This is a genomic window from Buchnera aphidicola (Melanaphis sacchari), from assembly GCF_003096055.1.
GTDB lineage: Bacteria > Pseudomonadota > Gammaproteobacteria > Enterobacterales > Enterobacteriaceae > Buchnera > Buchnera aphidicola_P.
In genome coordinates, this window is record NZ_CP029161.1 from 349,063 (window position 1) to 363,597 (window position 14,535).

Annotated in this window: 8 protein-coding genes, 2 tRNA genes and 1 rRNA gene; 4 read left to right on the top strand and 7 right to left on the bottom strand. The window is 27.2% G+C overall.

Going from position 1 to position 14,535, the window contains the following annotated elements; translation table 11 throughout:
• Positions 1-4: 4 nt before the first annotated feature.
• On the bottom strand, positions 5-706 hold the full coding sequence (gene dnaQ / locus DD681_RS01785) for a DNA polymerase III subunit epsilon (protein ID WP_158341306.1): 702 nt from the start codon (positions 704-706) through the stop codon (positions 5-7).
• A 49-nt stretch (positions 707-755) separates the two neighbouring features.
• Between dnaQ and rnhA the strand changes: the two genes are divergently transcribed.
• Both rnhA and gloB read left to right on the top strand, forming a co-directional pair.
• Positions 756-1,241: a ribonuclease HI gene (gene rnhA, locus DD681_RS01790; protein WP_158341307.1), complete on the top strand. Its 486-nt coding sequence runs from the start codon at positions 756-758 to the stop codon at positions 1,239-1,241.
• Between the two features lie 18 nt (positions 1,242-1,259).
• Positions 1,260-2,027 carry a hydroxyacylglutathione hydrolase gene (gene gloB, locus DD681_RS01795; RefSeq protein WP_158341308.1) on the top strand — a complete coding sequence of 256 codons (768 nt, stop codon included), beginning with the start codon at positions 1,260-1,262 and terminating at the stop codon, positions 2,025-2,027.
• Here gloB and DD681_RS01800 read toward each other — a convergent pair.
• The 3 genes from DD681_RS01800 to DD681_RS01810 all read right to left on the bottom strand — a co-directional run bounded on the left by DD681_RS01800 (position 2,009) and on the right by DD681_RS01810 (position 3,783).
• A tRNA-Ala gene (locus DD681_RS01800) sits at positions 2,009-2,081 on the bottom strand. The two genes, gloB and DD681_RS01800, sit on opposite strands and share 19 nt — an antisense overlap.
• Before the next feature lie 12 nt (positions 2,082-2,093).
• Positions 2,094-2,170: transfer RNA gene (locus DD681_RS01805), tRNA-Ile, on the bottom strand.
• 59 nt (positions 2,171-2,229) lie between these two features.
• Positions 2,230-3,783 (bottom strand): 16S ribosomal RNA (locus DD681_RS01810).
• Positions 3,784-4,030: 247 nt separating this feature from the next.
• On the opposite strand from DD681_RS01810, the gene argS reads away from it, so the two are divergent.
• A complete protein-coding gene (argS, locus tag DD681_RS01815) occupies positions 4,031-5,767 on the top strand; it encodes an arginine--tRNA ligase (protein WP_158341309.1) in 1,737 nt (578 codons plus the stop codon).
• A gap of 103 nt (positions 5,768-5,870) precedes the next feature.
• Here the strand turns inward: argS and flhA are convergent, their stop codons facing one another.
• Positions 5,871-7,961: a flagellar biosynthesis protein FlhA gene (gene flhA / locus DD681_RS01820; protein ID WP_158341310.1), complete on the bottom strand. Its 2,091-nt coding sequence runs from the start codon at positions 7,959-7,961 to the stop codon at positions 5,871-5,873.
• Positions 7,961-9,109: a flagellar biosynthesis protein FlhB gene (gene flhB / locus DD681_RS01825; protein WP_158341311.1), complete on the bottom strand. Its 1,149-nt coding sequence runs from the start codon at positions 9,107-9,109 to the stop codon at positions 7,961-7,963. The genes flhA and flhB overlap by 1 nt, the downstream gene beginning before the upstream one ends.
• Before the next feature lie 161 nt (positions 9,110-9,270).
• Here flhB and DD681_RS01830 point away from each other — a divergent pair, with 161 nt between their 5' ends.
• The gene (locus DD681_RS01830) at positions 9,271-10,998 is read left to right on the top strand and encodes a proline--tRNA ligase (RefSeq protein WP_158341312.1); all 1,728 of its coding nucleotides are present in this window, start codon (positions 9,271-9,273) and stop codon (positions 10,996-10,998) included.
• 34 nt (positions 10,999-11,032) lie between these two features.
• Here DD681_RS01830 and dnaE read toward each other — a convergent pair whose 3' ends face one another.
• Complete coding sequence (dnaE, locus tag DD681_RS01835; RefSeq protein ID WP_158341313.1) at positions 11,033-14,524, bottom strand: DNA polymerase III subunit alpha; 3,492 nt, start codon at positions 14,522-14,524, stop codon at positions 11,033-11,035.
• Positions 14,525-14,535: the final 11 nt, after the last annotated feature.

Consider the following 14,535-nt stretch of genomic DNA (forward strand, 5'->3'; position numbering starts at 1 on the left):
TTCGTTATTTATTTTTCATTAAATTTTTTTTTAAATATTTTTTATGTAATTCTAATTCAATTTTATTTGCTTTCAAAATTTTTAAAGGACGAATTTTATTTAATTTAATTTTAAATGATAAAATATTTTTTTTATTTTTAATATTATTATCAAACGATATTGATTCTTGACCACTGGTCATTAAAAGGTATAATTTACCTAATAAAAACGCATCTAAAATAGCTCCATGTAAAACTCTATGCGAATTTTTTATTTTATAACGCGTACAAAGAACATCTAATGTATTTTTTTTTCCAGGAAATAAATCACGAGCTATTTTTAATGTATCAATAATACGGCAATATTTTTTAATATCTATTGTTTGCGAATCTATAAGAAAAAATTCTTGATTAATAAATCCCACATCAAAGGGTGCATTATGAATTATTAATGTAGAATGTTTAATATAATTAAAAAAATTTTTAGCTATATCTTTAAAGAGAGGTTTATCTGATAAAAATTCATTTGTAATTCCATGAACTTTTAAAGCTCGCGTGTCTATTTTTCTATTAGGTTGAATATAAGCATGAAAATTGTTCCCTGTAAATCGACGATTAATAATTTCAACAGCGCCAATTTCAATAATTCTGTGATTTAAATATGGCAATCCTATATTATTCATACCAGTTGTTTCTGTATCTAATACAACTATTCTTTTTTTTTGCATATAATTTTTTAATTTTCTATATAATTTAATCAAGAGATATTTTTAAAAGATGTTAAAATTAATAAAAATATTTACAGATGGATCTTGTTTAGGAAATCCTGGACCAGGTGGTTACGCAACAATATTACGTTATAAGTCATTTGAAAAAATATTAACTTCTGGATTTTTTTTAACGACGAATAATCGTATGGAACTTATGGGAGTAATATCAGGATTAGAATCGATTAAGCAATCTTGTTCTATAAAAATTACAACAGACAGTCAATATGTAAAACAAGGTGTAACTAAGTGGATAGATAAATGGAAGAAAGATCAATGGAAAACTAGTAAAAAAAAATTAATAAAAAATATTGATTTATGGCTACGAATTAATTTTTTTTTAAATAAACATTGTATAGAATGGCTTTGGGTTCGTGGTCATGTTGGACACCTTGAAAATGAACGATGCGATAAAATTGCTCGACAATCAGCTCAAAATCCATTACTTAATGATTTTTTTTACGAAAATTATGTTTTAAAAATAGATAAATATTAAAATTTTAACGGAGAAGTAATGTTTTTAACTAAAATTTCTATATTAAATGATAATTATGTTTGGATTCTTTTTAATCACAAAAAACATTGTATTATTATTGATCCAGGAGAATCAGAAATTACTCTGAGAGAAATAAAATTAAAAAAATTTTATCTTATTGCGATTTTATTAACTCATAATCACTTTGATCATGTAGGAGGGGTTGAAAAAATTTTAAAAAAATTTCCTAATACAATTGTTTTTGGACCGAAAGAAACAATAAAATTTAACATTAATAAAATTGTTAAAAACGGAGATGTAATAAAATTACTTAATGAAAAAATTTATGTTTTTTTTACTCCTGGTCATACATTAGGTCATGTCTCATATTATCTTAAACCATATCTTTTTTGTGGTGATGTTTTGTTTTCTGGTGGATGTGGACGAGTTTTTCAAGAGAAATATTTTGATATGTATCAATCTATTCAATTAATTAATACTTTCCCAAGAAAAACATTATTGTGTTGCTCTCACGAATATACGTTGTCTAATTTATATTTTTCTATGTCTATTTTACCTAATGATTTATTAATTAAAAAATATTTTAAAAAAGTAAAAAATATTATTTTTAATAATCAATCAAGTTTGCCAGTTTATTTATTTCTTGAAAGAAAAATAAATATATTTTTGAGAACAGACGACATCTTTTTAAAAGATTTTTTAAATCTAAAGAAAAAAAGTTCTTTTGAAGTGTTTAAATATTTGAGATTAAAAAAAGATTTTTTTAATGGAGCTAAGCGGGATTGAACCGCTGACCTCCTGCGTGCAAGGCAGGCGCTCTCCCATCTGAGCTATAGCCCCAGACAATTTTAATGGTAGGCCTGAGTGGAATTGAACCACCGACCTCACCCTTATCAGGGGTGCGCTCTTACCGTCTGAGCTACAAGCCTTTAAATAAAGAGCTTAATTAGATAATTTGTGTGGGCACTTCAAAATAAGTTTATTTTTTTAAGGAGGTGATCCAACCGCAGGTTCCCCTACGGTTACCTTGTTACGACTTCACCCCAGTCATGAATCACAAAGTGGTAAACGCCTTCCTTTTGAGGGGTTAGGCTATCTGCTTCTTTTGCAACCCACTCCCATGGTGTGACGGGCGGTGTGTACAAGGCCCGGGAACGTATTCACCGTGGCATTCTGATCCACGATTACTAGCGATTCCGACTTCGTGGAGTCGAGTTGCAGACTCCAGTCCGGACTACGATTTACTTTGTGAGGTTTGCTTGTCTTTGCAGATTTGCTTCTCTTTGTATAAACCATTGTAGCACGTGTGTAGCCCTGGTCGTAAGGGCCATGATGACTTGACGTCGTCCCCACCTTCCTCCGGTTTATAACCGGCAGTCTCCTCTGAGTTCCCGGCCGAACCGCTGGCAACAGGGGATAAGGGTTGCGCTCGTTGCGGGACTTAACCCAACATTTCACAACACGAGCTGACGACAGCCATGCAGCACCTGTCTCATAGTTCCCGAAGGCACTATCTTATTTCTAAGAAATTCTATGGATGTCAAGACCAGGTAAGGTTTTTCGCGTTGCATCGAATTAAACCACATGCTCCACCGCTTGTGCGGGCCCCCGTCAATTCATTTGAGTTTTAGCCTTGCGGCCGTACTCCCCAGGCGGTCGACTTAATGCGTTAGCTTCGGAAGTCACTTCTCTTGGAAACAACCTCCAAGTCGACATCGTTTACGGCATGGACTACCAGGGTATCTAATCCTGTTTGCTCCCCACGCTTTCGCACCTCAGTGTCAGTATTCGTTTAGGAGGCCGCTTTCGCCACAGGTATTCCTCCAGATATCTACGCATTTCACCGCTACACCTAGAATTCTACCTCCCTCTACGATACTCGAGTATTTCAGTTTCAAATGCAGTTCCTAAGTTAAGCTTAGGGATTTCACATCTGACTTAAAAAACCACCTACGCGCTCTTTACGCCCAGTAATTCTGATTAACGCTAGCACCCTCCGTATTACCGCGGCTGCTGGCACGGAGTTAGCCGGTGCTTCTTTTGCGAGTAACGTCAATAGATAAAATTATTAGTTTTATTTTTTTCTTCCTCGCTGAAAGTACTTTACAACCCTAAGGCCTTCTTCATACACGCGGCATAGCTGCATCAGGCTTGCGCCCATTGTGCAATATTCCCCACTGCTGCCTCCCGTAGGAGTCTGGACCGTGTCTCAGTTCCAGTGTGGCTGGTTATCCTCTCAGACCAGCTAGAGATCGTTGCCTTGGTAAGCTTTTACCTTACCAACAAGCTAATCTCATCTGGGCTCATCTAAAAGCGTAAGGTCTTTAAAAAAGATCCCCCACTTTGGTTTTTCAACATTATGCGGTATTAGCTACCATTTCTAGTAGTTATCCCCCTCTTTTAGGTAGATTCCCAGATATTACTCACCCGTTTGCCGCTCGCCGACAAAAAAGCAAAAAGCTTTTTTTCGCTGCCGCTCGACTTGCATGTGTTAAGCTTGCCGCCAGCGTTCAATCTGAGCCATGATCAAACTCTTCAGTTTTAAAACAAAATTTAATACAATTAAAATAAATTTGTACTTAATTTTTTGTGCCCACACAGATTATCTAATTAATTTTTTAAAGAGCGTTGTTTATTTTCTAAACTTTATAAGAGATTACATTTTTTTTATCGTCTTGTCAACCTTTTAATAAAAATTAATTTTATTTCATTAAATAAAATAGTTTTTCATTCAATATATTTATTTGCCATATGTTATAATTTTTATAAAAACAATGTCGGATATTTAAATGAATATAAAATATATAATAAAAAAAGATATTGAACAAGCTTTATCAAAAATTTCTGATAAAAATTATAAACCATTAATTATGCTAACTAAAAATTCAAAATTTGGCCATTATCAAGTTAATAATTTAATTAAAATATCTAATTCATTTAATATAAAACCAAATGATTTATTTGAGAAAATAATATTATTTTTTAAAAAAAACTATATGTATGAAAAAATAAATTTTTCTGAACCAGGATTTATTAATATTTTCATCAATAGCTCTTGGTTATCTGAAGAATTAGAAAAAATTTTTTTTTCTCCGCGTCTTGGTATTAAAAGATTTTCTCCAAAAAATATTATAGTAGATTATTCAGCACCAAATATTGCAAAAGAAATGCATATTGGACATTTAAGATCTACAATAATTGGAGATGTTATGGCAAGAACTTTAGAATTTTTAGGACATAATGTAATCAGAGCAAATCATATTGGAGATTGGGGGACGCAATTTGGTATATTAATTGCATATTTAAAGTATGAAAAATTAATAAATAAATTACAAAATAATCTTCTTACATTAAAAGATCTTGAACATATTTATTGTAAATCAAAAAACAAATATGATTCGGATGAATTTTTTTCAAAAAAATCAAGAGAATATGTTGTAAAATTACAAAATGGCGATAAAAAATGTCATTCTATTTGGAAAAAACTAGTATACATTACTATGAATGAAAACTATAAAATATACAAAAAACTGAATGTGACTCTTAAGAAAGAACATACTATGGGAGAAAGTACATATAAAAAAATGCTTTTAAAAATTGTTCAAGATCTTAAAAGAAAAAAAATAGCTATTGAAAAAAATGGCACTACCATTGTTTATTTAGATGAATTTAAGAATAAATCCGGCAATTCTATGGGCGTCATAGTTCAAAAAAGAGACAAAGGATTTTTATATTCTACGACCGATATTGCATGTTTAAAATATAGATATGAAAAATTGCACGCTGATCGTGTTATATACTATATAGATTCTCGTCAACATCAACATTTATTACAAGTATGGATTATAGCTAAAAAGGCTAATTACATACCAGAAAATCTATTATTGGAACATCATATGTTTGGAATGATGCTATCTAAAAATAAACGTCCTTTTAAAACACGCGATGGAAATACCATAAAACTTTCTGATTTTCTAAATGAAGCAATCAATAGAGCTAAAAAATTAATTTTAACAAAAAAACCCCATTTAACTCATAAAAAAATAATTAAACTAGCAAATACAATCGGAATTAGTGCAATAAAATATGCTGATTTATCCAAAAACAGAAGTACTAATTATATATTTGATTGGGATAAAATGATAAATTTTGAAGGAAATACAGCACCTTATATACAATATGCTTATACAAGAATTATGTCAATTTTAAAAAAATCTACTATTTCAATACATAAATTGAAACAAAAAGTTTTATTAAATAAACCAAGCGAAATAAATTTAGCTATTAAAATACTAGAATTTGAAGAAATTATTCTCTTAATAGCTGACAAAGGAACTCCACATGTTATGTGTAAATATCTTTATGAATTAGCAACATATTTTTCTAATTTTTATGAAGAATGCTCAATTTTATTTTGTAAAAAAATTAAAATTTGTAAAAGCAGGCTTAAATTATCTTTTTTAACTGCAAGAACATTAAAAAAAGGATTAAACATATTAGGAATTAAAACAGTTAAAAAAATGTAATATATTCAAAAAAAATCAATTTACTATAAATAATTTAGTCAGGTGAGGCAGTAATGTCATAATGGCACTACTTAACACCACACCAACTTGCATTTATTAAATATTATTTATTTCCAATTATATTAGTCATTTTTAATTTTTTATCGCTTATAATTTCAAGTTCAGATAAAACACTTAATTCTGGAAAATATTTTCGAAGAAAATTTGATAAAAAAAATCTTAGAGGATGAGATACTAACATCACAATTGGAGCTTGAATTAATTTCTGTTTTTTTATTGCTTTCTGTGTTTCTTTTAATAAAACCTCCGAAAGATTAGGCTCAATAGCATCATTACCTTTTTTTAAATTTTCTAATAAAATTTTTTCTAAATTTGGCTCCAAACCAATTATTTCAATTATTTCTCTTCCATGAAATAACTTTTGCATAATAATTTTACTTAAGGAAATTCGCACAATACTAGTTAATTCCTGAGGATCTTTTTTTATAATTGCATGTTCTGCTAAAGTCTCTAATATAGTTCTCATATCTTTGATTGGAACTGCTTCTGAAAGTAGATTTTTTAAAATTTTATGTAAAGTAGTCAAATCAACAATATTAGGTATTAAATCATCGGTCATTTTGGGTATTACTGTATTAATATAATCTAATAATTTTTGTATTTCGTAACGACTAAATAATTCACTGATATTTTGCGAAATTAAAATGTTTAAGTGAGTTGCTACCATAGAAAAAGAATCTATGACAGAATAACCCTTTTTTTCAGCTTCGTTTTTAAATGATGAATCAATCCAATAACCAGATAGCAAAAAATTAGGCTCAAAAACTTTTTTAAATGGTAATTCTTCTGTCTCTCTTCCGGTCTTAATTGCTACTAATTTTTCAAAAATACAAATACCTTGACTAACTTTTACTCCTTTGATGAAAATTTGATAAGAGTTGCCATTTAAATTTATGTTATTTTTAATATGCACTAAGGGAGGTAAAAATCCAATTTCTTGAGCAATCTTTTTACGTATAATACGAATTCTATCTAATAGATTACCTTTTTTTTGAACATTGACCATAGAAATTAAATTATATCCAATTTCTATTCTAACGGGGTCTTCTAACTCTACATCATTCCAAGAAGCTTCAGAAATAGAATTTTTTAACAATTTATTTTTTTTACTAGAATCTAAAACATCCTTTTTAAATTGATATTTTTTTTTGTTTAACCACCAGGATAAAAATAGTAATAAAATTGCAAACGTTAAAAATATAATATTTGGCATTCCAGGAACTAAGCCAAGAATTCCTAATACAATAGAACTTAAAAAAATTACTTGAGAATTACAAAATAATTGACCAATCATTTGTTCTCCAACATTTTGATTGGTGCTAACACGTGTTACAATAACACCTGCAGCTGTAGAAACAACTAAAGCTGGAATTTGAGCAACTAATCCATCTCCAATAGTTAATAAAGTATAAACTTGAGCAGCTTTACTTAAAGGCATGTTATGTTGAAAAAATCCAATAATTAAACCGCCAAATATATTTAACACCATAATCAAAATTCCAGCAATAGCATCTCCTCTAACGAATTTGCTAGCACCATCCATAGAACCATAAAAATCTGCTTCTTGCGCTATCTTTAAACGACGTTTTTTCGCTTTTTCTTCACCAATCAAACCAGCATTGAGATCGGCATCTATTGCCATTTGTTTTCCTGGCATAGCATCTAATACAAATCTAGCTCCTACTTCTGCTATTCGACTGGCTCCTTTAGTAATTACCATAAAATTAATAATTACTAAAATAATGAAAACAACTATTCCAATAGCAAAATTACTACCTACTAAAAAATGACCAAATGATTCTATTACTCGACCAGCTGCATGAATACCAGTATGACCATTTAAAAAAATAATACGTGTAGAAGCAACGTTTAAACCAAGGCGTAATAATGTAGAAAAAAGTAAAATCGTTGGAAAAGCAGAAAATTCTAAAGTTTTACGAGTAAACATAGAAACTAGCAAAATCAATATTGATAAAGCAATATTAAAAGTAAAAAATACATCTAAAACAAAAGGAGCTAGTGGTAATACCATCATTGACAAAATAATCAATATAAGTATTGGACCAACTAGTATTTGCCATTGATTTTTTCTAAAAGTTTCAATTATTCGAAAAAAAGAAGGAAAATTAATCATTATTTTTTTGTTTCTCCTGTATAAATTAAATCTGATGGTATTGATATATCTTTAGGTTCTTGAGGAAAATTTCCACCTTCTTTTCTCCATTTTTTTACTTTCCAAGACCATGCTAAAACTTCAGCAACAGCTTTATAAAGTGATCCTGGAATATAATGACCTATTTCGGAGTAACGATATAAAGAACGAGATAATAAAGGAGAAGAAATTATAGGAACTTTATGTTTTAAAGCTACACGCTGTATTTTAATAGCTAAATCGCCAACTCCTTTAGCTACTACTTTAGGAGCATTCATTTTGTACATGTCATATTTAAGAGCAACGGAATAATGTATTGGATTTGTTATAACAACATCAGATTTAGCAACATCTATAATCATGCGTTTGCGTAAATTTAATTTCATTAACTGACGAATTTTCATTTTAACATATGGATTTCCTTCTTGTTCTTTAAAATCATTCTTTACTTCTTGTCGAGTCATTTTAATTTTCTTATAATATGCCCATTTTTGCCAAATAACATCTAACAAAACAACTGGAATTAATCCTGAAATTATTATAAAACAAAAAGATACAATAAAATTCCATCCGCAAAATGATGCCGAAATAATATTTTTTGTATTCAATAAAAAGATTTCATTAAAAAAAATCTTTAAATAAAGTAAAAATATACATGTTATAATTAATAATTTTAATACTATTTTAAAAAATTCAATTAATATTTTCTTAGAAAATATTCTTTTAAAACCATCTAATGGATTTATTTTTTTAAAATTTAATTGAAATGATTTAAAACCAAATTTTATCCCACTAAATAAAATAGATGGAAATACACATGTAATTATTAAACACAAAAAAAATGGAAAAAAAATAATTAAAATTTTTTTTAAAATTAAGAACAAATTAAATAATATATTTTTTTCATTTAATAAAATTGTTTTTTTATCAAAACAAAAACTATTGTGCATAATTTGACTAAATTGAACAAAAATTTGATCTCTTAAAAACCATAAACCTAGCATACCAGATATTAAAATTAATAAAGAATTTAATTCACGAGAATACCTTGTTTTTCCTTTTTTTTGAAATTTTTTAATATGGTGTTCAGTTGGTTGTTCAGTTTTATCTTCATTCGTATTAAGATTCATAATTTAATACTCAACTATAATTTTCAATTTTATATAATTAAAATAATTTAAAAAAATTAAATAAGAGTTTATTATATAATAAAACGTTATTAATAATGTAAAATAAATATTTTTTGAATTTATCTAATACTAACAATACTATTGCAATGAGATTATAATACATGCGTACAAGTCAATATTTATTATCAACTTTAAAAGAAATACCTCATGATGCAAAAATTATAAGCCATCAGCTAATGCTTAGAAGTGGCATGATTCGGAAAATATCTTCAGGTTTATATATTTGGCTTCCAACAGGAATTAAAGTATTTAATAAAATTAAGAAAATTATTAGAGAAGAAATGAAAAAAATACAAGCTATAGAAATCTTAACACCTATTATACAACCTGAGGAGTTATGGAAAAAAAGCGGACGCTTAAATTTATATGGAAAAGAATTACTGAAATTTTTTGATCGTAGACAAAACAAATTTGTACTAGGACCTACAAACGAGGAAATTATCACTTATTTTGTAGGAAAAGAAATTAACTCTTATAAAAACCTTCCTTTAATTGTTTATCAAATTCAAACGAAATTTAGAGATGAAATTAGACCTAGATCCGGAATTATTAGAACGCGTGAATTTTGTATGAAAGATGCGTATTCCTTTCATATTAGTCAACATTGTTTACAAAAAACATATGAAAATTTTTATGCAAGTTATATTAAAATTTTTAATAAGATGAATCTTAAATTTTGTATAGCAAGCGCTGACTCTGGTTCAATGGGAGGAAATATTTCCCATGAATTTCAAGCCTTATCAAAAAATGGAGAAGATAAAATAGTTTATTCAAAAAATAAATTATACGCTTCTAACATAAATACAGCACAATCTAAAGAAGCTATTGAATTTTTAAAAAAAGAAAATAAAAAAATTGATATTCATAAAAAAAGCATCAAATCTCTTAAAAATATTAAAAATTTAACACTTCCTATTAATAATTTTATTAAAACTATCTTAGTAAAAGCTAAAATTAATTATTCTTCTCCATTTATTGCTTTATTAATATCTTCGGAGCATGATTTAAATGTATTTAAAGCAGAAAAAATCGATATTATACAAAAACCATTGGTATATGTTAGCGAAAAAGAAATAATTTCATGGATAGGAGTAGAAAAAAAATTTTTAGGACCGTTAGATTTAAAAATTCCTATTTTTGCAGATATTTCCGTTTATCACATGAAAAATTTTACTATTGGATCAAACATTAATCACAATTTTTTTATAAATGTAAATTGGAATATCGATCTTCCAATGCCAATTTTTAAAGATCTTAGAAACGTTACTAAAAAAGATACTAGTCCCGATGGATCAGGACCATTAAAGATTGAAAACAGTATTGAGATAGGACATATTTTTCAATTAGGAAAAGAATATTCTAAAAAAATGAATATATTAACTCAGTGTCAAAATAATGATCATCAAAAATATTTATATATGGGATGCTATGGAATAGGAATAACGCGAATTATTGCAGCTATTATCGAACAAAATTATGATGATAAGGGAATTATTTGGAATGACTCTATAGCACCTTTCGAAGTAGTTATTTTGCCTATTAATGCCACAAAATTTTCTAAAATAAAAAAAACAGCAGAAATATTATATAATATATTTCAAAATGAAAAAATAGACGTTATATTAGATGATCGAGATAAAATAATGCCTGGAATTATGTTTAGTGAAATGGATTTAATAGGTATACCTCATCAAATTATAGTAAGTCCACGTCATATTAATGAAAATAAAGTAGAATATCGCGCAAGAAATAATAAAAAAAGCATTATTTTGAACATAAAAGATGTAATATCTTTTTTTAAAGAAAAAAAGAAAATTATTAAAAGTTAATAAGTTTAAAATAAATTCATTTAAATAAAAATTTTTAATTAAAATTAATTTGAAATTTTATTTCTTCAAGACTTATAAAATCTCTAAAATTGAAAAAAAAATTATTATTTACTTTAATATAGTATTTTTCGGTAAATTTTGAATAAATAGAAACGTCATTAGTATCTAAAAAAACTTGCACAAGAGTCTCTCCTTTATGTTGATTGGTAAAAAATTGAATTAATTTTTTTATGAAAAATTTATTTATTTCCTGTTTTCTTAATATAATCGATAATTTTTTAAGATATTTTTTTCGAGCTAAAGATAAACTTATAATATCATGAGCAATTAATCTATTATGTTTATTAGAAAAATCTGTTTTTAAAGCACCCTTTATAATTAAAATTTTATTTATTTTTATTACACTTTCAAATATATTGAGTTGTTTTTCGAATATAATTACTTCTAAACGATTAAAAGGATTATCTAATATAATAATAGCTACACGATCATTTTTTTTTGTTTTTTTTATTTTTAAAGAAACTACTATTCCAAAAAATATTTTTTTAGCATTTTCTTTAAAATATTTAATTTGTAAAGATGAAAAATATTTTTTATAATAATTTAACTCAGATAAATAATTATTAATAGGATGTCCTGTTAAATAAAATCCTAAAACTTGATACTCATCATTTAGTCTATTCTTATCTAAGAAAGATATATTATTTGATAAAGTATTATTCTTATTTAATACTTTTAATTCATCTTTAAATTCGCCAAAGAGACTCTGTTGTTGTAACATTTGAATTCTATTATGTTCCTTTGACGCTTTAATAGCATCATCAATTAAACTGAGCAAATAACCTCTATTGCTATCAATACAATCAAAACTGCCAGACATAATTAATTTTTCTAATATTCTACGAGTTATCTTATTAGAATCAACACGCATACATAAATCAAATAAATCAGAAAAACATCCATTTTTTTCTCTTTCAGAAACAATATCACGTACTGAATTTTCTCCTATTCCTTTGATAGCTCCAAGTCCATAAATTATATTTTTTTTATTATCTACACAAAATTCATATTTACTTAAATTAATATTTGGAGGTAAAATTTTTATTTTCATTCGAAACACTTCACGTACTAAAATAACAATTTTTTCGGTATTATCTATCTCTGAAGTCATAGTAGACGCCATAAATTCAGAAGGATAATAGGTTTTTAGCCATAAAGTATGATACGAAATTAATGCATATGCCACTGAATGAGATTTATTAAACCCATATCCTGCAAATTTCTCTAATAAATCAAAAATTTTCTCTGCTAAATTTAAATTAATTTTATTTTTTTTTGCGCCATTAATGAAAATAATGCGCTGTTCGGACATATCTTTTAAATTTTTTTTACTTATTGCTCGTCTTAAAAGATCAGCCTTTCCCAAACTAAATCCTGCTAAAACCTGAGCAATTTGCATAACTTGTTCTTGATATAAAATAATTCCATACGTTGATTCTAATATTGGTTTTAAAGAAATATGTTGCCATGTACGATCAGGATATGAAATTTCTTCATATCCATGTTTTCGATTAATGAAATTATCTACCATACCTGATTGTAAAGGTCCCGGTCTAAAAAGCGCTAAAAGTGCAATGATATCCTCAAAACAATCTGGCTGAAGTCTCTTTATTAGATCTTGCATGCCATACGATTCTAATTGAAAAATAGATATAGTTTCGCATTTTTGTAATAAACTAAAACATTTTTTATCATTTAAAGATATCGAGTTGATATCAATTTTTTTCTTATTTAATAATGCAATATTTTTATTAATCATGTCCATTGCACAATTAATAGTAGTTAATGTACGTAAGCCAAGAAAATCAAATTTTAACAATCCAACATATTCAACGTCATTCTTATCAAACTGAGTAACAGGATAATGACCTTTTTCATCGTAATACAATGGACAAAAATCAATAATTTTAGTCGGGGCAATAACTACACCACCTGCATGTTTTCCAACGTTGCGATTAACTCCTTCTAATTTTTTAGATATATCAATAAGATTTCTTACATCTTCATCTTGTTTATATAAATTATATAATTCTGACTCTTTTAAAAATGCTTGATCTAAAGTAATTCCAGGATCTAAAGGAACTAACTTAGATAATCTATTCAGAAATCCATAAGGATAACCTAATACTCTTCCAACATCTCTAATAACAGCTTTAGCAGTCATTGTTCCAAATGTAATTATTTGAGCGACTGCCTCAATACCATAAGTATTTTTTACATGCTCTATTACCTGATCACGTTTTTCCATACAAAAATCAATATCAAAATCAGGTAATGAAATTCGTTCAGGATTTAAAAATCTTTCAAATAATAAATCAAAGAATAAGGGATCAACTTCAGTTATTTTAAGCGCGTAAGCAACTAATGAACCAGCCCCAGAACCCCGTCCAGGGCCTACTGGTATATTATTATTTTTTGCCCATGCTATAAATTCCATTACAATTAAAAAATAACTGGGAAAACCCATTTTATTAATAATATTTAATTCAAAATTCAAACGATTTTTATATTTTTGAAAATTTTTTTCTTTTATATTTTTATAATTTTCTTTTAAACGTTGTTTCAATCCTTGTTTAGCTTTATTTATTAAATAATCTTCAACTCTTTTTTTTCCTGTAGGAAATGTCGGTAAAAAATATTTACCAGATTTTATAAAAACATTGCAACGTTTTGAAATTTCTACACTATTGATTAATGCTTCTGGAATATCACAAAAAAGATCGTGCATTTCTTGAGAATTTTTTAAAAATTGATGTTCGCTGTAATTTTGTTGAATTTTTGAATTTTTTAATGTCTCTCCCTCATTAATAGAAATTCTAATTTTATGAATTTTAAAATCTTCTTTATTTAAAAAACATACATCATTAGTAGCAACAACTGGGATTTTTTCAGAGAAAGATAAATCTATTGCGAGATGAAGATATTTTTCTTCATTTTCTCTTCCTGTGCGAATTAATTCTAAATAATATGATTCAGGATAATATTTTTTATAAAAATACAAACCTTGAGATAATAATGATAAATTATTGCGTAATAAAATTTTTCCAATTTCACCTCGACAACCTCCAGAAAGTAAAATTAATCCAGAGTTGAATTCTGATAACCATTTTTTTTTTATTGTTACCTGTTTATTATAAATACATCCCTTTTGATAAGCACGCGAAATTAATAATATTAAATTTTTATATCCCTTTTGGGTAGCTGCTAATATAGTCAACTCTGTTAATTCATTATTTATTAATTCAGAAAAAAATTTTACCGTCGTTCCAATAATAGGTTTTAATCCTAATTTATGAGAAGTATTATAAAATTTCACAACGCCATATAAATTATTAAAATCTGTTATAGCCAAAGAAGGCATTTCGAAATTAATTGCTGCTTTTATTAATTCTTCAGGTTTAGATAATCCATCAATAATTGAATAATCACTATGTACATGTAGATGTACAAATTCTAATTTATTCATTTATTTTTTCC

What these genes read in the sequence shown, in the direction of transcription:
- rnhA (WP_158341307.1), top strand. Translation starts at nt 756, where the DNA reads ATGTTAAAATTAATAAAAATATTTACAGATGGATCTTGTTTAGGAAAT.
- argS (WP_158341309.1), top strand. Translation starts at nt 4,031, where the DNA reads ATGAATATAAAATATATAATAAAAAAAGATATTGAACAAGCTTTATCA.
- gloB (WP_158341308.1), top strand. Translation starts at nt 1,260, where the DNA reads ATGTTTTTAACTAAAATTTCTATATTAAATGATAATTATGTTTGGATT.
- dnaE (WP_158341313.1), bottom strand. Translation starts at nt 14,524, where the DNA reads ATGAATAAATTAGAATTTGTACATCTACATGTACATAGTGATTATTCA.
- flhB (WP_158341311.1), bottom strand. Translation starts at nt 9,109, where the DNA reads ATGAATCTTAATACGAATGAAGATAAAACTGAACAACCAACTGAACAC.
- flhA (WP_158341310.1), bottom strand. Translation starts at nt 7,961, where the DNA reads ATGATTAATTTTCCTTCTTTTTTTCGAATAATTGAAACTTTTAGAAAA.
- dnaQ (WP_158341306.1), bottom strand. Translation starts at nt 706, where the DNA reads ATGCAAAAAAAAAGAATAGTTGTATTAGATACAGAAACAACTGGTATG.
- DD681_RS01830 (WP_158341312.1), top strand. Translation starts at nt 9,271, where the DNA reads ATGCGTACAAGTCAATATTTATTATCAACTTTAAAAGAAATACCTCAT.